Annotated in this window: 18 protein-coding genes; 15 read left to right on the top strand and 3 right to left on the bottom strand. The window is 71.0% G+C overall.

Annotation, left to right across the window (positions count from 1 at the left end; translation table 11 throughout):
• The 3 genes from ACYVAQ_RS16425 to ACYVAQ_RS16435 all read left to right on the top strand — a co-directional run bounded on the left by ACYVAQ_RS16425 (position 1) and on the right by ACYVAQ_RS16435 (position 4,738).
• Positions 1-1,140 carry an isochorismate synthase gene (locus ACYVAQ_RS16425; RefSeq protein WP_460791490.1) on the top strand — a complete coding sequence of 380 codons (1,140 nt, stop codon included), beginning with the start codon at positions 1-3 and terminating at the stop codon, positions 1,138-1,140.
• Positions 1,141-1,295: 155 nt separating this feature from the next.
• Positions 1,296-2,285: a TerC/Alx family metal homeostasis membrane protein gene (locus ACYVAQ_RS16430; RefSeq protein WP_460791491.1), complete on the top strand. Its 990-nt coding sequence runs from the start codon at positions 1,296-1,298 to the stop codon at positions 2,283-2,285.
• 47 nt (positions 2,286-2,332) lie between these two features.
• Positions 2,333-4,738: an ATP-binding cassette domain-containing protein gene (locus ACYVAQ_RS16435; protein ID WP_460791492.1), complete on the top strand. Its 2,406-nt coding sequence runs from the start codon at positions 2,333-2,335 to the stop codon at positions 4,736-4,738.
• 78 nt (positions 4,739-4,816) lie between these two features.
• On the opposite strand, the gene ACYVAQ_RS16440 is transcribed toward ACYVAQ_RS16435, so the two are convergent.
• Positions 4,817-5,620 carry a MerR family transcriptional regulator gene (locus ACYVAQ_RS16440; protein WP_460791493.1) on the bottom strand — a complete coding sequence of 268 codons (804 nt, stop codon included), beginning with the start codon at positions 5,618-5,620 and terminating at the stop codon, positions 4,817-4,819.
• A 79-nt stretch (positions 5,621-5,699) separates the two neighbouring features.
• Between ACYVAQ_RS16440 and ACYVAQ_RS16445 the strand changes: the two genes are divergently transcribed.
• The 12 genes from ACYVAQ_RS16445 (at position 5,700) to ACYVAQ_RS16500 (ending at position 15,357) form a co-directional block, all read left to right on the top strand.
• Positions 5,700-7,145 carry an MFS transporter gene (locus tag ACYVAQ_RS16445; RefSeq protein WP_460791494.1) on the top strand — a complete coding sequence of 482 codons (1,446 nt, stop codon included), beginning with the start codon at positions 5,700-5,702 and terminating at the stop codon, positions 7,143-7,145.
• Entirely contained in the window at positions 7,142-8,188 is a 1,047-nt protein-coding gene (locus ACYVAQ_RS16450) for an LLM class flavin-dependent oxidoreductase (RefSeq protein ID WP_460791495.1), read from the top strand. The genes ACYVAQ_RS16445 and ACYVAQ_RS16450 overlap by 4 nt, the downstream gene beginning before the upstream one ends.
• 163 nt (positions 8,189-8,351) lie before the next feature.
• A complete protein-coding gene (gene infA, locus ACYVAQ_RS16455; RefSeq protein ID WP_028656368.1) occupies positions 8,352-8,573 on the top strand; it encodes a translation initiation factor IF-1 in 222 nt (73 codons plus the stop codon).
• 43 nt (positions 8,574-8,616) lie between these two features.
• Entirely contained in the window at positions 8,617-8,730 is a 114-nt protein-coding gene (gene rpmJ / locus ACYVAQ_RS16460) for a 50S ribosomal protein L36 (protein WP_004008316.1), read from the top strand.
• A gap of 154 nt (positions 8,731-8,884) precedes the next feature.
• Positions 8,885-9,259 carry a 30S ribosomal protein S13 gene (rpsM, locus tag ACYVAQ_RS16465; protein ID WP_344772110.1) on the top strand — a complete coding sequence of 125 codons (375 nt, stop codon included), beginning with the start codon at positions 8,885-8,887 and terminating at the stop codon, positions 9,257-9,259.
• A gap of 5 nt (positions 9,260-9,264) precedes the next feature.
• Entirely contained in the window at positions 9,265-9,666 is a 402-nt protein-coding gene (gene rpsK / locus ACYVAQ_RS16470) for a 30S ribosomal protein S11 (protein ID WP_460791496.1), read from the top strand.
• Positions 9,667-9,688: 22 nt separating this feature from the next.
• Entirely contained in the window at positions 9,689-10,297 is a 609-nt protein-coding gene (gene rpsD / locus ACYVAQ_RS16475) for a 30S ribosomal protein S4 (protein ID WP_460791497.1), read from the top strand.
• Positions 10,298-10,457: 160 nt separating this feature from the next.
• Entirely contained in the window at positions 10,458-11,486 is a 1,029-nt protein-coding gene (locus ACYVAQ_RS16480; RefSeq protein WP_460791498.1) for a DNA-directed RNA polymerase subunit alpha, read from the top strand.
• 239 nt (positions 11,487-11,725) lie between these two features.
• Positions 11,726-12,307, top strand: coding sequence for a 50S ribosomal protein L17 (gene rplQ / locus ACYVAQ_RS16485; protein ID WP_460791499.1), 582 nt, complete (start codon positions 11,726-11,728; stop codon positions 12,305-12,307).
• Positions 12,308-12,403: 96 nt separating this feature from the next.
• Positions 12,404-13,396, top strand: a complete 993-nt coding sequence (locus ACYVAQ_RS16490; protein ID WP_460791500.1) for a 4-hydroxy-3-methylbut-2-enyl diphosphate reductase — start codon at positions 12,404-12,406, stop codon at positions 13,394-13,396.
• A gap of 1 nt (position 13,397) precedes the next feature.
• Positions 13,398-14,015, top strand: coding sequence for an L-threonylcarbamoyladenylate synthase (locus ACYVAQ_RS16495; RefSeq protein ID WP_460791501.1), 618 nt, complete (start codon positions 13,398-13,400; stop codon positions 14,013-14,015).
• 184 nt (positions 14,016-14,199) lie between these two features.
• Entirely contained in the window at positions 14,200-15,357 is a 1,158-nt protein-coding gene (locus ACYVAQ_RS16500) for an LCP family protein (RefSeq protein ID WP_460791502.1), read from the top strand.
• Between the two features lie 11 nt (positions 15,358-15,368).
• Here the strand turns inward: ACYVAQ_RS16500 and ACYVAQ_RS16505 are convergent, their stop codons facing one another.
• Both ACYVAQ_RS16505 and ACYVAQ_RS16510 read right to left on the bottom strand, forming a co-directional pair.
• Entirely contained in the window at positions 15,369-17,501 is a 2,133-nt protein-coding gene (locus ACYVAQ_RS16505; RefSeq protein WP_460791503.1) for an alpha/beta fold hydrolase, read from the bottom strand.
• Complete coding sequence (locus ACYVAQ_RS16510) at positions 17,498-18,079, bottom strand: TetR/AcrR family transcriptional regulator (protein WP_460791504.1); 582 nt, start codon at positions 18,077-18,079, stop codon at positions 17,498-17,500. The genes ACYVAQ_RS16505 and ACYVAQ_RS16510 overlap by 4 nt, the downstream gene beginning before the upstream one ends.
• Between the last annotated feature and the right edge of the window lie 18 nt (positions 18,080-18,097).

The following is an 18,097-nucleotide window of genomic DNA, read 5'->3' on the forward strand; positions in this document are numbered from 1 at the left end:
ATGGGAGACATCCCCGTCATCACCCCGGCGGCGCTGCCGACCCGGCCGCTGCTGTTCGCCTCCGGCGCCCAGGCGTACGTCGCCGACGAGGTGCTCGAGACGCTGACGACCCCGGACGGCTCCGACACCGCGTGGGCCGACCACGTGGTCGCGGCCATCGCGCCCGGCCAGCGCGCGCTCGGGGCGCTGTCCTTCGCGGCGGGTGCCCCGGGCATCTTCCACCGGGTCGTCGGCGGTGAGCGGGCCCTGGTGGGCCCGACCGGCGTACGTCCTGAGCGGGCGTACCGAGTCACGGAGTTCCCCACGGCGGAGCGGTACGCCGAGATGGTGGCCGCCGCGCTCGAGCAGATCGCCACCGGGGCGCTGCACAAGGTCGTCCTCGGCCGCTGCCTGGACGTCGTGAGCGACCCGCCCCTGGTCGCTGCTGAGGTCATCGACCGGCTGCTCGCCACCCGGCCCGGCCGCTACGTCTTCTCGGTCCCGCTCCAGGAGCCCCAGGCCCCGGGTCCGCTGCTGCTGGGCGCGAGCCCGGAACTGCTGGTCCGGCGCGAGGGCGACCTGATCACCTGCACGCCGCTGGCCGGGTCGGCCCCGCGCGCGGCGGACCCCGACGAGGACCAGGTCCGTGCGGCCGGGCTGCTCGCCTCCGCCAAGGACCTCGCCGAGCACGCCTTCGTGGTCGAGGCGATCGTGCGCGCCCTCAAGGACGTCTGCGTCGAGATCGATTCGCCCGCAGGCCCCGAGCTGATGGCGACCGACACCGTATGGCACCTGGCCTCGCCGATCCGGGCGCGTCTGGCCGCCGGGCTGGAGGGGCCGAGCGCGCTGCGACTGGCGCAGATGCTGCACCCGACACCGGCCGTCGGCGGCGTACCGACCGAGGCTGCGAACGCCACCATCGCGGCCCTCGAGGGCGACCTGCGCGACTACTTCGCCGGATGCGTCGGCTGGGTCGACGGCAACGGCGACGGCGAATTCGCGGTCACCATCCGCTCCGCGGTCATCGACGGCGACCGGCTGCGGCTGTTCGCGGGCGCGGGCATCGTCGCGGGCTCCGACCCGGCGCTCGAGGTCATCGAGACCGGCGCCAAGCTGGCCACCATGGGCCGCGTGACCGGGCTGTCCGAGTTCGGCGCGTGAGCACCCGCATGGGATACTCCTCCTGACGGGGGGAGTACTCCTTCGCCACGGGCTCGTCATCACGGACCTCCGATGAGGTTCCGGTCCCGTGGGTCGTGCCGCGAGGTACGGCGGAAGAGACCTCGAGCGATCCACCGACCGCTCAGGGAGCTCCCATGCATGTCACCGCCCTCGAATGGGGAATCACCGTCGCCGTCACCATCGGCGTCCTGCTGTTCGACCTCGTCGCCATCGCCCGCAACCCGCGTGAGCCCTCGATGCGGGAGTGCGCCCTCGCGCTCGCGGCGTACGTCGGCGGCGCCGTCGCCTTCGGCACCTGGGTCTTCCTCGACCACGGCCACGACTACGGGGTGCAGTTCTTCGCCGGCTGGCTGACCGAGTACAGCCTGTCGATCGACAACCTCTTCGTCTTCCTGCTGCTGATGGCCGCGCTCAAGGTGCCGCGCCACTTCCAGCAGCAGGCGCTGCTGGTGGGCATCGTGCTGGCGCTGCTCTTCCGTGGCGTGTTCATCGCGCTCGGCTACACGCTGGTGCAGAACTTCTCCGCGATGTTCTACGTCTTCGGTGCGTTCCTCGTCTACACGGCCGCCAAGCTGGTGCGCTCCTACGGCGAGGACGAGGACGAGCACCCCGAGGACGGCGCCCTGGTCCGCTTCGCCCGGACCCACCTGAACGTCGGTGACGAGTTCCACGGCCTGCGTCCCTGGTACCGCACGTCCGCCGGCCGGGTCCTCTCGCCGATGGTCGTCGTCATCGTCGCGCTCGGCGTGACCGACCTGCTGTTCGCGCTCGACTCGATCCCCGCGATCTTCGGCATCACCCAGGAGCCCTACCTGGTGCTCACCGCCAACGTGTTCGCGCTGATGGGCCTGCGCCAGCTCTACTTCCTGCTCGGGGGGCTGCTGCAACGACTGGTGTACCTCTCGCTCGGCCTCGCCTTCATCCTGGCCTTCATCGGCGTGAAGCTGGTCCTGCACGCCCTGCACGAGAACGAGCTGCCGTTCATCAACGGTGGGCACGGCGTGCACGTCCCCGACATCGGATCGCTGACCAGCCTGGCGGTCATCGTGGTGACGCTGGTGGTCACCGCCGTGGCCAGCCTGCGCCGGTCGGCGCGCGACGAGCGGGAGTCCTCCGCGGTCTGATCGCGTGCCCTAGGGTGCTGTCCACCGACGCCGGGCGAGGGGGATCCGTGGACCGACTGCAGGTGCGATGGGCAGGCTCCGCCCGCACCTTCGACGGACCGCGCGTCGTCGTCGGCCGGGAGTCCGACTGCGACGTCCTCGTCTCCGACGGCCGCGCGTCACGGCACCACGTGTACCTGCAGCGCGAGCCCTCGGGGTGGGTGCTCACCGATGCCAGCAGCAACGGCACGTACGTCGCCGGACAGCGGATCACCCGGGTCAACATCGGCGTGCAGCCGGTCACGCTGAACCTCGGCGACCCGGCGGGGGAGCCGGTGGTCGTGGCGGTCGTCGTACCGAACCCGGTGGCGGCCCCCGCGGCTCCGCCCCCCGCTTCGGCGCCGGGCCCGCCGGACGTGTCCCGACCCGTCGCGGTCCTGCCGCCGGGCCACGTCCCGCACGGCCACTCGATCGTGCGCCCGCAGCACCAGCAGGCCGGCCGCAGCCTGACCATCGGCCGCGAGGCGGGCAACGACATCGTGCTCGACGACCCGCTGGTCAGCCGTCGGCACGCCCGCCTCGACCTCGGCTCGCCGAACAGCCCCGCGGTGATCCACGACCTCGGCAGCTTCAACGGCGTCTTCGTCGCGGGCCGCCGGATCCATGGCGCTGCGCACCTGCCGCCGGGCGTCGAGGTGACGCTCGGCAACCAGAGCTTCCACTGGGACGGGCGCGAGCTGGTCGCCTCGGCGACGACCCACGAGTTCACCCTGTACGCCGACGCGCTCACCCAGGTGGTGGCCGGCGGCAAGAAGCTCATCGACAACGTCAGCTTCCAGCTCGCGCCGTCGACCCTGACCGCCGTGATCGGCCCGTCCGGAGCGGGCAAGTCGACCTTGCTCGGCGCCCTCACCGGCCTCCGACCCGCCTCGCACGGCCGCGTCGTGTGGCAGGGCCACGACCTCTACGCGAGCTACGACCAGCTCCGGTTCCAGATCGGCCTGGTGCCGCAGCAGGACATCCTGCATCCCCAGCTGAAGGTCAAGCAGGGCCTCGGGTACGCCGCCCAGCTCCGCCTGCCGCCTGACACCACTGCGCAGGAGCGCGCGCACCGGGTGCAGCAGGTCGCCCACCAGCTGCAGCTGACCGAGCGGCTCGACAACCGGATCGGCACCCAGCTCTCCGGGGGACAGCGCAAGCGGGTCTCCATCGCGACCGAGCTGCTCACCGCGCCGCCGCTGCTGTTCCTCGACGAGCCGACCTCGGGGCTGGACCCCGGCCTCGACCTCGAGGTGATGCGCCAGCTGCGCACCCTCGCCGACGACGGCCGCGTGGTCGTGGTCGTCACGCACTCGGTGCTGGCACTCGACCTGTGCGACAACGTCATGGTGCTCGCCCCGGGCGGGAGGATCGCCTACTTCGGACCGCCGTCCGGCGTCCTGGCGCACTTCGGGCGATCCAGCTACCCCGAGGTCTTCGACCTCCTCGACGCGCCCGACCTCTGGAGCCGGATCCCCGAGCGGCCGCAGCAGGCTCCCGCTCCGGTGACGGCCCGGCAGGGATCCGGCGTACCGGCTCCGCACCGGCAGTCGGTCGGTCGCCAGCTCACCACCCTGGTCTCGCGCAACGTCGCCGTCGTGATGGCCGACCGGCTGCTGCTCGGGATGCTGCTGCTCCTGCCGCTGATCCTGGGCGGGCTGAGCCGTCTCGTCCCCGGGCACGCCGGCCTGTCGCTGTGGCGCTCGCTGAGGTGCGCCGACGGCCTGAAGCGGATCGCGCACGGCCAGTGCCGCGGTCCCGACGGCCACACCGTCCATGCGCTGTACGTCGCCACCGAGGCGACCCAACGCCTCACCGTGCTCATCGTCGCGGCCTGCCTGATGGGCGCCGCGATCGCGATCCGGGAGCTGGTGGGGGAGCGACCGATCTTCCGGCGGGAGTACGCCGTCGGCCTCTCGCCCGGCGTCTACTTCACCAGCAAGGTGCTCGTCCTCGGCACGGCCGCCTTCGTGCAGGGCCTCGTCGTCACGTTCATCGCCACCGTCGGCCTGCCGCCCCCGGACGGCGCGGCAGGAGCGGTCCGGGTGGCCCTGGCGATCGCCGCGCTCGCGTTCACGATGTCGGTCGTGGGACTCGCGCTCTCGGCGGTGGTCACCAGCAACGAGCAGACGATGCCGTCGCTGGTCGGCATCATCATGCTGCAGCTGGTGCTGTCCGGCGCGCTGTTCGAGATCGCCGGCCGCCCCGTCCTCGAGCAGGTCGCGTGGCTGTCCCCGTCACGCTGGGCGTACGCCGCCTCCGCCTCTGCCATCAACCTCGTCCGCGGCCAGGACGAGCGGAGCCACCAGGACTGGATCGCCCTGTCCGGCGGCAGCCACTACGCCTTCGACCTCGCCATGCTCGGCGCGCTCTGCGTCGTCGCCTTCATCTCCGGCCTGATCCTGGTCCGCCGCAGCGCCACCGCCGACACCTGACCCGCGAGTTCAGGACTCTGGTCGACCGAAACCCTCGATTCGGTCGACCAGAATCCAGAACTCGCGGAGTCAGAGGCGTCAGGGGACGGGCCAGCAGACGTCGGTGACGTGGGCGAGCAGGTCGGTCGGGTCACCGGTGGGGTGGTAGCGCTCGCGGACCGGGCCGCCCGCGGTGCGGGCCTGCTCGGCCACCCACAGCCCGACCGCGCTGTACGCCTGGTCGAGGTCGACCATCGGGCCGTCGTACCGGGTCACGGCGAGGCGCGCCGCGGGCAGCTCGGTGACCTCGATCCGGCCGGTGGGCCGGAAGCCGCCGGCGTCGACCGGGACGAAGGCGACGAGCTCGCCGACCTCGTCGGTGAAGGCCTCGGTGGGGAAGAGCGCCCCGTCGGGGCCGGTGCGGGTGAGGCCCGAGGAGATGAGGGTGCCGTGCAGCTCGGCGAACGCGCCCATCCACCACGCGACCCACTCGGCGGCCCGCACGGTCTCCCGGATCGCGAGCACGGTCGTGGCGGGCTCGTCCCGGTACTCCACCTGCGCGGGTGAGGGTGAGGTGAGCAGCCGGCGCAGCGAGTCGACGGTCTCCTGGGTCTCGCGCAGCTGCCGGCTCATCCGCTCCAGGTGCGCGGCAACGGTGTCGTTGAGGGTGCTCTGGTCGGGCGCGGTGAGCACCGTCCGGACCTCGTCGACCGGCATGTCCAGGGACCGCAGCCGCCGGATCAGCTGCGCCTGCGCGACCTGGTCGGTGCCGTAGTAGCGGTAGCCGCTGTGGTCGTCGACGCGGGCCGGCGCCAGCAGGCCCACGTCGTGGTAGTGCCGCAGCGCCTTGACCGACAGGAAGGTCATCCGCGAGAAGTCCCCGATGCTGAGCAGCTCCGTCATGGCTCCAGCCAACACCCTCCCGGAGGGGGAGGGTCAACGGGCTTGACCCTCCCGTTACGGGAGGCCGGAGAACAGTGCCATGACCACGACAGACATCCTCGACCACCGTCCCGCGGTGGCGCCCGCCGGGCCCAGCCCTCTGCCCTTGGCCGTCCTCCTCGGCGGCACCTTCCTCGTCGTCCTCGACTTCTTCATCGTCAACGTCGCCCTGCCCCAGCTGCAGACCGACCTCCATGCCGGCGAGAGCGGCCTGGAGTGGGTGGTCGCGGGCTACGGGCTCAGCTTCGGCGCCCTGCTGATGGCGGCCAGCCGCCTCGGCGAGCGCTGGGGCCGCCGTCGTACGTACGCCGCCGGCGTGCTCGTCTTCGTCGTCGCCTCCGCGCTCTGCGGCGCCGCCCCCACCATCGGCGTGCTCGTGGCGGCGCGGGTGGCGCAAGGCGTCGGCGCCGCAATGCTGGCGCCGATGGTGCTCGCGCTGATCGGTGACATCTACCAGGGGCCGGCTCGGCTGCGGGCGCTCGGCACCTACTCGACGGTGATGGGCATCGCCGCGGCCGGCGGCCAGCTCGTCGGCGGCCTGCTCATCCAGGCCGACCCCGCGGGCCTCGCCTGGCGCTCGGTCTTCCTCGTCAACGTCCCGCTCGGGCTGCTCGTGCTGGTCGCCGTCCCGCGCGTGCTGCCGCGGATCCCCGCGGACCGCAGCGCCCGCGTCGACGTACCGGGCCTGCTCATGGTCACCGCAGCCACGACGGCCGTCATCCTGCCGCTGCTCGAGGGGCGTCGGCTCGGGTGGCCGCTGTGGACCTGGGCCAGCCTCGCGGCCGGCGCGGTCATCGCGGTGGCCTTCGCGCGCTGGTCCGCGAGCGTCGTCCGGCGCGGCGGTACGCCGCTGTTCGACCCGGCCGCCTTCGCGTCCCCGGCGGTCCGCCGCGGACTGGCCGGTCAGCTCCTGCTGTTCTGCGGGATGGCGTCGTACTTCCTGGTGCTCGCGCTCTACCTCCAGGTCGGTCGCGGTCTCAGCCCGCTGGCCTCCGGCGTGGTCTTCACCCCGGTGGCGCTGGCCTACATGGTCGGGACCCGGCGTGCGAACGCCCTGGTCGCCCGCCACGGCACTCGCACGGTCGCCGGCGGCGCCGTGCTGTTCACCCTCGGCCACCTGCTGCTCCTCGCGGCGGTCGAGGTGGAGGGCAACGGCGGCAGCGTCCTCGCCCTGGTGCCGGGTCTGGTCGTCGCGGGCGCCGGGATGGGGATCTGCCTCAGCTCGCTCGTCGGCTCGGTGATGGGCGCGGTTCCGCCGGTCCACGCGGCCACCGTCAGCGGGACCCTGTCGACGGTCCAGCAGCTCGGCAACTCCATCGGGGTGGCCCTGATCGGGCTGGTGTTCTTCGGCGCCGCCGCGCACGGCATCGACGTGGCCTTCGCCCGGAGCCTGACCTGCCTGGCTGCGGGGACGTGCGTCCCGGCGGTCCTCGCGGCCCGGAGAGCCGGGAATGCGGAGCCGGTCTCCGGACTTGGGTCGAGGTGACCCTTGCGCTCTCCGTCCTCGACCTCGTCCCCGTCCGCGCCGACCAGACCACCGGTGACGCCGTCGCCGCCTCGGTCCGGCTGGCGCGGACGGCGGACGAGCTCGGCTACCGGCGCTACTGGGTGGCCGAGCACCACAACATGCCCGCGGTCGCGGCGACCAACCCGCCGGTCCTCATCTCGCTCCTCGCCGCCCGGACCGAGCGGATCCGCGTCGGATCCGGCGGCGTGATGCTGCCCAACCACGCCCCGCTCGTCGTCGCCGAGCAGTTCGCACTCCTCGAGGCGGCCTTCCCCGGCCGCATCGACCTCGGCATCGGCCGCGCGCCCGGCACCGACCCGGTCACCAGCTGGGCGCTGCGGCACGGTGCCGGGGGAGTGGACGACGAGGCCGTCACCCGCTTCCCCGAGTACGTCGACAACGTGCTCGCCATGATGGAGCCGGCCGGCGTCGGGCTGTCCCTGCGCGACCGCACCCACACCCTGCGCGCCACGCCCGCCGCGGCGTCGGTGCCCGAGATCTGGTTGCTCGGCTCCTCGGACTACTCCGCGCGGCTGGCCGCGGAGAAGGGCATGCCCTACGTCTTCGCGCACCACTTCTCCGGCAGCGGTACGGCGGAGGCACTCGAGCTCTACCGCTCCACGTTCCGCCCGTCGCCCGAGCTCCACGAGCCGAGGACCTTCCTCACCGTCAACGCCTCGGTCGCCACCACCGCCGAGCAGGCCCACCGGCTCGCCCTGCCGCAGCTGCTCCAGATGGCGGCGCTGCGCACCGGTCGCCCGCTCGGGCCGCAGCTCTTGGTCGAGGACGCCGAGGACCAGGTCGAGGCGGGCCTGGACGCCACACGCCAGGGACTGGTCGACGCGATGAGCCGCCGCTGGGTCATCGGCGACCCCGAGTCGGCTCGGCAGGAGATCGAGTCGCTCGCGGCGACGTACGGCGTCGACGAGGTGATGGTGAACCCCGTCTCGGGTGCCCTGACCGGCACCGACACCCGCCGGGCGGAGGCCCGGGAGACCACCGTGCGCCTCCTCGCGGACTGAACCGCAGCGCCGATTCGGCATTCTGTCAAGAGCACTCGTAGACTGGCGTGTCGGTCCAACGTGGGTTCTTGCGGTGGTGCAAGGACCCGACGAGGTCCACTCCCTGCTGCGGCGGGGAGAGGTTCCCGGACCACCGGTAGACAACCCCAACCCGAAGGACGGCATGGCGAAGAAAGAAGGCGTCATCGAGATGGAGGGCTCCGTCGTGGAGGCCCTCCCGAACGCCATGTTCCGCGTGGAGCTGAGCAACGGCCACAAGGTCCTCGCTCACATCAGCGGAAAGATGCGCCAGCACTACATCCGGATCCTCCCCGAGGACCGCGTGGTGGTGGAGCTCTCGCCCTACGACCTGTCCCGCGGACGGATCGTCTACCGCTACAAGTGAGCCCTCCGGCTCGCTTGACGCCACTAGGAGAAAGGGCTGACTCATGAAGGTCAACCCGAGCGTGAAGCCGATCTGTGACAAGTGCAAGGTGATCCGTCGCCACGGCCGCGTCATGGTGATCTGCGAGAACCCGCGCCACAAGCAGCGCCAGGGCTGAGCCCAGCGCCGTACAACTGAATACGACGACAACGCGATCGCTAGGTGGGCACACGAGCCCACCGATCACCTCCGGAACGGATGGCCGGAGCTGGGACCAGATGTCCCGGAACGCATCGTGACCAGACCACCGTGTACCGAAGGGACAGCCATTCATGGCACGCCTCGTTGGTGTTGACCTCCCGCGCGACAAGCGCATCGAGGTCGCTCTCACCTACATCTACGGCATCGGCCGTACCCGCGCCCAGCAGCTGCTGGCCGCCACCGGGGTCAACCCGGATCTCCGCGTCCACGAGCTGGGCGACGAGGAGCTGGTCAAGCTCCGCGACGAGATCGAAGCCAACTTCAAGATCGAGGGTGACCTCCGTCGCGAGGTCCAGGCCGACATCCGCCGCAAGATCGAGATCGGCTCCTACCAGGGTCGTCGCCACCGCATGGGCCTCCCGGTCCGCGGTCAGCGCACCAAGACCAACGCTCGCACCCGCAAGGGTCCGAAGCGCACCGTTGCCGGCAAGAAGAAGGCGAAGTGATCTGAGTGCCTCCCAAGGTTCGCGCGGCCGCTAAGAAGATCCGCCGCAAGGAGAAGAAGAACGTCGCTCAGGGCGAGGCCCACATCAAGAGCACGTTCAACAACACCATCGTCACGATCACCGACCCGACCGGTGCGGTGATCTCGTGGGCCTCCGCCGGCACCGTCGGCTTCAAGGGCTCCCGCAAGTCCACGCCGTACGCCGCGCAGATGGCCGCTGAGGCCGCCGGTCGTCGGGCGATGGAGCACGGCATGAAGAAGATCGACGTCTTCGTCAAGGGCCCGGGTTCGGGTCGCGAGACGGCGATCCGCTCGCTGGGTGCGATCGGCCTCGAGGTCGGCACCATCCAGGACGTGACCCCCGCCCCGCACAACGGCTGCCGCCCGCCCAAGCGTCGCCGCGTCTGAGACTCGCGAAGGAGACTGACCAATGGCCCGTTACACCGGACCCCTGACCAAGAAGTCGCGCCGTCTCGGCGTCGACCTCATCGGAGGCGACTCCGCCTTCGAGAAGCGCCCCTACCCGCCCGGCCAGCACGGCCGCGCGCGGATCAAGGAGAGCGAGTTCCGCAACCAGCTGCAGGAGAAGCAGAAGGCGCGCTACACCTACGGCGTCCTCGAGAAGCAGTTCCACAAGTACTACGTGGAGGCCGCTCGTCGCCAGGGCAAGACCGGCGACAACCTGCTCCAGCTGCTCGAGTGCCGTCTCGACAACGTGGTCTACCGTGCCGGCTTCGCGCGCACCCGCCGCCACGCCCGCCAGCTCGTGTCCCACGGACACTTCCTGGTCAACGGCAAGAAGGTCGACATCCCGTCGTACCAGGTGAGCCAGTACGACATCATCGATGTCCGCCCGAAGTCGCTCGAGACGACCCCGTTCATCGTGGCTCGCGAGACCCACGGCGAGCGGATCGTGCCGGCCTGGCTGCAGGTGTACCCCAACCGCATGCGGATCCTGGTGCACCAGCGCCCCGTGCGTGAGCAGATCGACCTGCCCATCCAGGAGCAGTTCATCGTGGAGTACTACTCCAAGAAGTAATCGCTCGGGGGCTCCGCCCCCGAGTGCCCCCACTGGGGGCTCCGCCCCCAGACCCCCGGGTCCGTGGCTGAGTCCCCAGTGCGGCACCCACGTTCTTCTCCAACCTCGAAAAACAGTCTGGGTCCTCATATAGCGGTCGGCCCGGAAAGGAAAAGAAACAGTGCTCATCGCACAGCGCCCCACCCTGTCGGAAGAGACCGTCGACCAGTTCCGCTCGCGCTTCGTCATCGAGCCGCTGGAGCCGGGCTTCGGCTACACGCTGGGCAACTCGCTCCGGCGCACCCTGCTGTCCTCGATCCCCGGTGCTGCCGTCACGAGCATCAAGATCGACAGCGTCCTCCACGAGTTCTCGACGATCGAGGGCGTCAAGGAGGACGTCACCGAGATCATCCTGAACCTCAAGGGCCTGGTCGTCTCCTCCGAGCACGACGAGCCCGTCACGATGTACCTGCGCAAGTCGGGTGCCGGTGACGTCACCGCCGCGGACATCGCGCCGCCGGCCGGCGTCGAGGTGCACAACCCCGACCTGAAGATCGCCACCCTGGGCGACAACGGCAAGCTCGAGATGGAGCTCGTCGTCGAGCGTGGCCGTGGCTACGTCTCCGCCGTCCAGAACAAGGGTGCCGACAACGAGATCGGCCGGATGCCCGTCGACTCGATCTACAGCCCCGTGCTGAAGGTCAGCTACAAGGTCGAGGCCACCCGTGTCGAGCAGCGCACCGACTTCGACAAGCTCGTCATCGACGTCGAGACCAAGCCGTCGATCCTGCCCCGCGACGCCATCGCGTCGGCCGGAAAGACCCTGGTCGAGCTCTTCGGCCTGGCCCGTGAGCTCAACGTCGAGGCCGAGGGCATCGACATCGGCCCGTCGCCCGTCGACGAGCAGCTCGCCGCCGACCTCGCCCTCCCGGTCGAGGACCTGCAGCTGACCGTCCGGTCCTACAACTGCCTCAAGCGCGAGGGCATCCACACCGTGGGTGAGCTCATCAGCCGCTCGGAGCAGGACCTGCTGGACATCCGCAACTTCGGTGCCAAGTCGATCGACGAGGTCAAGGCCAAGCTGGTCGAGATGGGTCTGTCCCTCAAGGACAGCGCGCCCGGCTTCGACCCGACCGCTGCGCTCGCGGCGTACGGCGACGACTACGACGACGAGGACGACGAGTCGGCCCTCGAGGACGAGTCCTTCTGATTGATGGGCCGAGCGTGTCGCCGCTGATCGATGCGCTCGCCGGGTTCTTCCCGTCGCTGACGCTCCAGTAAGAACCCGGCCTCGGCATCGGCGGCGCCACGCTGCCGGCCTCGCGGTCGAGTTGGTCTCGGGGCCAGATCGCTTGGCGGCACGACACACGCAGTTCCAACCTCCGGTACCTGACACGGCCGGACCACTACCGAAGTACCTGACACGGCTTCGGAGATAGAGAGAGAACAATGCCCAAGCCCAAGAAGGGTTACCGCCTCGGCGGCTCGGCCGCCCACCAGCGGCTCATCCTGTCGAACCTGGCCACCGCGCTCTTCGAGCACGGCCGGATCACCACCACCGAGGCCAAGGCCCGCATGCTGCGGCCGTACGCCGAGAAGCTGGTGACCAAGGCCAAGAAGGCCCACGCCGGCGAGAACCCGCTGCACCAGCGCCGCGAGGTCCTCAAGGACATCCGGGACAAGGGTGTCGTGCACACCCTGTTCACCGAGATCGCGCCCCTCGTCGCGGAGCGTCCCGGCGGCTACACCCGGATCACCAAGATCGGCAACCGTCAGGGTGACAACGCCCCGATGGCCGTCATCGAGCTCGTGACCGAGGCCTTCACCCCGGCCCCGGCCAAGGCCGCCAAGACCGAGAGGAAGGCCGAGCCGGCTGCCGCCGCTCCGGTCGAGGAGGCTCCGGTCGAGGAGACCGCCGAGGTCGAGGCCGACGTCACCACCGAGGCTCCGGCCGAGGAGGTCCTCGCGGACGAGGCCCCCGTGGCCGAGGCCGAGGAGACTGCCACGGAGGAGACCTCCGAGGAGGCCTGAGCTCCGCTCGCAAGCGTCGAAGGCCCGTTCCCGCTCATGCGGGGGCGGGCCTTCGTGCTTTTTCGGGGCCGCCTCTGCCCCACCTAGACTGGAGCCATGAGCATCGACCTCGGCACCCCGCGCCTGATCGACGAGTCCGAGCGGCAGGTGCTGCTCGCCGACCCGCGGGGCTACTGCGCCGGCGTCGACCGGGCCGTGGTGACCGTGGAGCAGGCCCTGGACCTGTACGGCGCCCCCGTCTACGTGCGCAAGCAGATCGTGCACAACAAGCACGTCGTGGCCAACCTCGAGTCGCGCGGTGCGATCTTCGTCGAGGAGCTCGACGAGGTGCCCGAGGGAGAGACCGTCGTCTTCTCCGCCCACGGCGTCTCGCCGGCGGTCCACCGCCAGGCCGAGGAGCGCTCGCTCAAGACCATCGACGCGACCTGCCCGCTGGTCACCAAGGTGCACCGCGAGGCGGTCCGCTTCGCGCGCGAGGGCTACACCATCCTGCTGATCGGCCACGCCGGTCACGAGGAGGTCGAGGGCACCGCCGGTGAGGCGCCCGACCAGACCGTGCTCGTCGAGCACCCCGACGACGTCGACAAGCTCGAGTTCCCCGACGACGCCAAGCTCGCCTGGCTCTCCCAGACCACCCTGTCGGTCGACGAGACGATGGAGACCGTACGCCGCCTCCGCGCCAAGTTCCCGCAGCTCGAGGACCCGCCGTCCGACGACATCTGCTACGCCACCCAGAACCGCCAGGTCGCGGTCAAGGAGATCGGCGCTGCCGCCGACCTGGTCATCGTGGTGGGCTCGGCGAACTCCTCGAACTCGGTGCGGCTGGTCGAGGTCGCGCTGGAGGCCGGCGCGAAGTCGTCGTACCGCATCGACGACGTGACCGAGCTGGACGAGACCTGGCTCGACGGCGTCGCGTCGGTGTCGGTCACCTCGGGTGCGTCCGTGCCCGACCACCTGGTGCAGGAGGTCCTGGGCTATCTGGCGGAGCGTGGCTTCCCGGACGCGCGGCCGGTGCAGACCGCGGAGGAGACGCTCGCGTTCTCGCTGCCGAAGGAGCTGCACAAGGACCTGAAGGCAGCCGGTCGCTGAGATGGCCCGGTATCTCGACGTCCACCCGGACAACCCGCAGCCGCGTGCGCTCCAGCAGATCGTGGCGGCGCTGCAGGACGACGCGCTCATCGCGTACCCGACCGACTCCGGCTACGCGCTCGGCTGCCGGATCGGCAACCGCGAGGGCCGTGACCGGATCCTCAAGATCCGTGGCCTCGACGACAAGCACCACTTCACCCTGGTGTGCCGGGACTTCTCCCAGCTCGGCCAGCTCGTCCACGTCGACAACTCGGCGTTCCGGGCGATCCGGTCGGCCACGCCCGGTCCGTACACCTTCATCCTGCCGGCGATGCCGGAGGTGCCGAAGCGGCTGCTGCACCCGAAGAAGCGCACCGTCGGCGTACGCATCCCGGACCACGTCTTCGTGCAGGCGCTGCTCGAGGAGCTCGGCGAGCCGCTGCTGTCCTCGACGCTGATCCTGCCCGGCGAGACCGAGCCGCGGACCATGGGTTGGGAGATCAAGGAGGACCTCGACCACGAGGTCGACATCGTCGTCGAGGCCGGTGAGGTCAAGCCCGAGCCGACCACGGTCGTCGACTGGTCCGAGGGCGCCCCCGAGGTCGTGCGCCGCGGCGCGGGGGACCCCGACAGGTTCTGATCATCGGCGCGAGCGCGTCGCCGCTGATCGGCGCCTTGCCTCACCTGCGCTCCTCGGTCCTTCGGTCGCTCGTTCCTCGCTCCCTCCGTCGCCTCGTCGCGCAGGCTCGGCAACCGGCGCCGGCGGCGCCGCGCTGCCGCGCCCTTCATCTTCTCTCAAGGTGGGCGTGCCTAGCCTGCTTGACATGAGTGACCTGCCGCCTGCGACACCGGTGCCGGCTGCGAAGCCGGGCCGCCGTCGTCGTCGGCGCCAGCGACGCTGGGTCCGCCCAACCCTGATCGGGCTGACGGTGCTGCTCGTGCTGCTGGGCGGGGCGGCGTTCTGGGGCTACCGCACGATGGCCGGCAAGATCCACACCTTCGACGCCGCGGGCGTCTCCGCGCACCGGCCGAACCCGACCAGCGGCGAGAACGTGCTGCTCATCGGCACCGACTCCCGGGCCGGGGAGAGCGGGGTGCTCGGTGGTCGCGGTGACGCGATCGGGCGTTCCGACACCACGATCCTCGTGCACGTCTTCTCGGGGAGCCACCGTGCGGTGGCGGTGTCGATCCCGCGCGACTCGCTGGTGACGATCCCGTCGTGCCGGCTGCCCGACGGCACGTGGACCCAGCCGCAGCACGACGTCATGTTCAACTCGGCGTTCAGCGTCGGCGACACCGTCGCCGGCAACCCGGCCTGCACCCAGAACACCGTCGAGAAGCTGACCGGCCTGCGCATCGACCACACCGTGGTGGCCAACTTCGCGGGCTTCGCCGCCCTCTCCGACGCGGTCGGCGGCGTCCCGGTGTGCGTGCCCAACGCGGTCTACCAGGACGACCTGCGCCCGCAGATGACCACCCGCGGACGGCTGCTGTTCCACGCGGGCCGGCAGCTGGTCGAGGGGACGAAGGCACTCGACTACGTCCGGATCCGGCACGGGCTCGGCGACGGGTCCGACATCGGCCGGATCAAGCGGCAGCAGGCCTTCCTGTCGTCGATGATCGACACCATCCGCAAGCAGGGCCTGTCGTCGAGCCACCTGCTCCCGCTGGTCGACGCGGCCACGGCCAACCTGACCTTCGACTCCGGCCTCGGGTCGCCGCTCAAGCTGCTGTCCTTCGCCATGGGTCTGCGGCACCTGCAGCCCTCCGACATCGACTTCGTCACCGTGCCCTGGCGGTACGACGGCTACCGGGTCGCCATCGTCGAGCCGGCCGCCCGCCGGTTGTGGGCCGCCCTGCGCAACGACCAGCCGGTGGCGGGGACGGCGCCGCACCACCACCGCCGGGCCGCGGGCGTGCCGAAGGCGGTGCTGGCGGGAGGCCGGACCGCCAGCATGAACCCCTGCGCCAACCTCACCTGAGGAGCTCCCGCTCAGGCGTGGGCGTCGAGCACCCGGAGGATCTCGCGTGCGGCCCGCTCGTGACCGTCGGGTTCGATCGGCAGGGCGTCGGAGCGTGCACCGAGGTGGGTGGTGATCAGGTCGGCGAGGTGCTCGGGATCGGCGTCGGGATAGTCGACCCGGATGCCGGAGCGGTAGTTGTCGAGCCGGTGCGGGACGTGCAGGTTCTGCTCGAAGTGTCGCTGCAGCGGGACGTAGGCGAACGGGGTGCGACTCGACGTCAGCTCCATCGCGGTGGCCAGCCCGCCCTGCACGACCGCCATGTCGGCCGCGGCGAGGAGGTGGTCGAGGTCGGGGACGTAGCCGGCGACGGTGAGCCCGCTCTCGCCCGGGTCCGCGAGGGTGAGCCGCGGCCCGGTGACGACCATCGTGCGGAGGTCGGGTTCGGTGCGTCGCGCCAGCTGATGTGCGGCCACCGCCCGGTCCAGCAGCGCGCTCCCGATCCCGGATCCGCCGACGGCGACCACGCACAGCGGTTGGTCGGGGCGAGCGCCGACCCGGCTGCGGGCCTCGTCGCGCTCGACGGCGGTCGAGGCGCGGGTGCCGACGTACCCGGTGAAGGTGAAGTTCTTCTCGGCGAATGCGCGCACGGTGGGCAGCCCGGGGCCGAGGGGCACGTCGAGGGCGTCGGACGGGTTGCCGATGAACAGGGAGGCGTCGCGGACGGGGTTGGTCGTGCACTGCTCGACCATCAGCGCATTCGTGTCGGCGATGATCGCGCGCTCGCGGTCGCTCGCGTCGTCGACGGGAAGCAGGCCGACGTAGTCGGTCATCCAGACGAAGGGCGCGCGCTTCTCGCCGGGGTTCTCGTGCAGGAACAGGTCGACCTCCCAGGCCTCGTCGCCGATCACCAGGTCGAAGCGCTCCTCGCGCATGACCTCGCGGAACACGGCGAAGTTGCGGGCCATCAGGTCGTCGGCCCGGCGGAACGCACCGAAGACGTCCAGCTCGTGACCCACGGACTCGAGCTCGAAGTGGCGGCACTCGCTGAGCAGGTGCCGGCTCGGGGGGTGCACGGGCTCGTCGTTGGCCTCGAGCACCGTCGTGACGGGATGCTGGGCGAGCCAGGTGATCTCGACGTCAGGTCGCTGGCGGCGCAGCTCCTTGACGATCGCGATGTCGCGGCGGGCGTGGCCGAGGCCGATGGGGGAGCAGACGACCAGGATCTTCGGGCGCCCGGACCCGGTCGGCCGTGGGGGCGCGTCGGGAGCGGCCCCGACCAGCACGCGGTCGGCGAGGGCCTGGATGGCGGCTGCCGTCGTCGCCACCTTGCGTCCGTGCGGGCAGTGGTCGGCGCCGGGCAGCGTCACCAGCTCGCCGCGCGTGGCGTCCGCGAGCCAGACGGCGTCGGCGTGCGGCGTCACCTCGTCCTCGGTGCCGGTCACCACCACCACGGGCACCGACACCTGGCGGGCGAGCCCGTCGAGGACCTTCCGGCTGCGCAGGACCGGAGCGCGGAGTGCTGCGATCATCGACTCGAGATCGGCGTCGGCCGCTCGCTCGCAGGCGGTGTCGATGATCCACTCGCTGTGCGGGGCGGACAGCGCCTTGCGCATGAACCACCGGCTGAAGGCCCGCGGGTGGCTGCGGATGTACGGCGCATTCAACCGCGCCCAGCCAGAGTGGACGACCGAGGGCCGCTCGAACGCCGGCCGCAGGGCCGGGCTGGTGAGGAGCCGCAGGACCGATCGCGTGTAGGGGATGAAGGGGCCGAGGAACGCGGCACCGGCGATCCGATCCGCATGGTGTGCGGCGAGCAGGAGCAGCGCCTGGCAGGAGCGGGAGTGGGCGACCGCGACCGCTCGGTCGATGCCCGCCGCGTCCATCACGGCCAGGGTGTCGGCGGTCAGCGCTGCCGGGGTGTGGCGTGCAGGGTCGGGGGACGGCGACGACCGGCCGTTGCCCGGCGGGTCGAAGGTGAGGACCGTGAAGCCGGGCCAGAGGCACCCGATCACCAGGCGCCACACCCGGGAGTCCTGCAGGTTCCACGGGGGCAGCAGGACGACGGTGCGTGCGCCGTCGCCGAAGACCTCCCACGCCAGCTCCACGCCGCCACGCTCGCAGCGGCCTGATCGGGTGGGTTCGATGGTGCGGTCCACCTTCATCGTGCTCGTCCTTCCATCCATCGATCGAGATCGGCGAGGAGCTCGGCATGTCCGGTCCGGACTCCCGCCAGCTGTTCCATCCCGAGCCCGGCGTTGAAGGTGATCACCAGGGTCACCACGCTCTCCAGGCTGAGGCCGAGCTCGGCCATCCCGAGGTCGTCGTACGGCTGCCTGAAGCCGTCGCGCAGGACCTGCCGCCATGCCTCGTACGCCGCCGCGACGCGCGGGGCGAGCGAGGGGGAGTTGAGCGAACGCGAGGAGAGCTCGCCCCAGACCTTCTGGTAGCCGTCGGCCACGTCCTTGTCGAGGTAGGACATCGCGTCGCGCCACACCTCGATGAACGGTCGGCCGCTGGAGTAGAGGTCGCGTTGGCGCTCCAGCAGGTTGGCGGTGAACCGCTCGAAGACCTGCACGAACAGCTCGTCGAGGCTGCCGAAGTAGTAGTGGATCAGGCCGTGGTTCAGGCCCGCCTCGGCACCCACGCGCCGCGTCGTGACGCCCGCATGCCCCTCGCGCACCAGGATCCGCTCGGCCGCGTCGAGCAGCTGGATCCGTGCGGGGCCGTCCGGTTTAGTCACTCGACTAAAATCGCACCG

It is taken from the genome of Nocardioides maradonensis, assembly GCF_054777115.1.

Coding starts and splice junctions, on each gene's coding strand:
- ACYVAQ_RS16425 (WP_460791490.1), top strand. CDS start 1: ATGGGAGACATCCCCGTCATCACCCCGGCGGCGCTGCCGACCCGGCCG.
- ACYVAQ_RS16430 (WP_460791491.1), top strand. CDS start 1,296: ATGCATGTCACCGCCCTCGAATGGGGAATCACCGTCGCCGTCACCATC.
- ACYVAQ_RS16440 (WP_460791493.1), bottom strand. CDS start 5,620: ATGACGGAGCTGCTCAGCATCGGGGACTTCTCGCGGATGACCTTCCTG.
- ACYVAQ_RS16445 (WP_460791494.1), top strand. CDS start 5,700: ATGACCACGACAGACATCCTCGACCACCGTCCCGCGGTGGCGCCCGCC.
- infA (WP_028656368.1), top strand. CDS start 8,352: ATGGCGAAGAAAGAAGGCGTCATCGAGATGGAGGGCTCCGTCGTGGAG.
- rpmJ (WP_004008316.1), top strand. CDS start 8,617: ATGAAGGTCAACCCGAGCGTGAAGCCGATCTGTGACAAGTGCAAGGTG.
- rpsM (WP_344772110.1), top strand. CDS start 8,885: ATGGCACGCCTCGTTGGTGTTGACCTCCCGCGCGACAAGCGCATCGAG.
- rpsD (WP_460791497.1), top strand. CDS start 9,689: ATGGCCCGTTACACCGGACCCCTGACCAAGAAGTCGCGCCGTCTCGGC.
- rplQ (WP_460791499.1), top strand. CDS start 11,726: ATGCCCAAGCCCAAGAAGGGTTACCGCCTCGGCGGCTCGGCCGCCCAC.
- ACYVAQ_RS16490 (WP_460791500.1), top strand. CDS start 12,404: ATGAGCATCGACCTCGGCACCCCGCGCCTGATCGACGAGTCCGAGCGG.
- ACYVAQ_RS16495 (WP_460791501.1), top strand. CDS start 13,398: ATGGCCCGGTATCTCGACGTCCACCCGGACAACCCGCAGCCGCGTGCG.
- ACYVAQ_RS16500 (WP_460791502.1), top strand. CDS start 14,200: ATGAGTGACCTGCCGCCTGCGACACCGGTGCCGGCTGCGAAGCCGGGC.
- ACYVAQ_RS16505 (WP_460791503.1), bottom strand. CDS start 17,501: ATGAAGGTGGACCGCACCATCGAACCCACCCGATCAGGCCGCTGCGAG.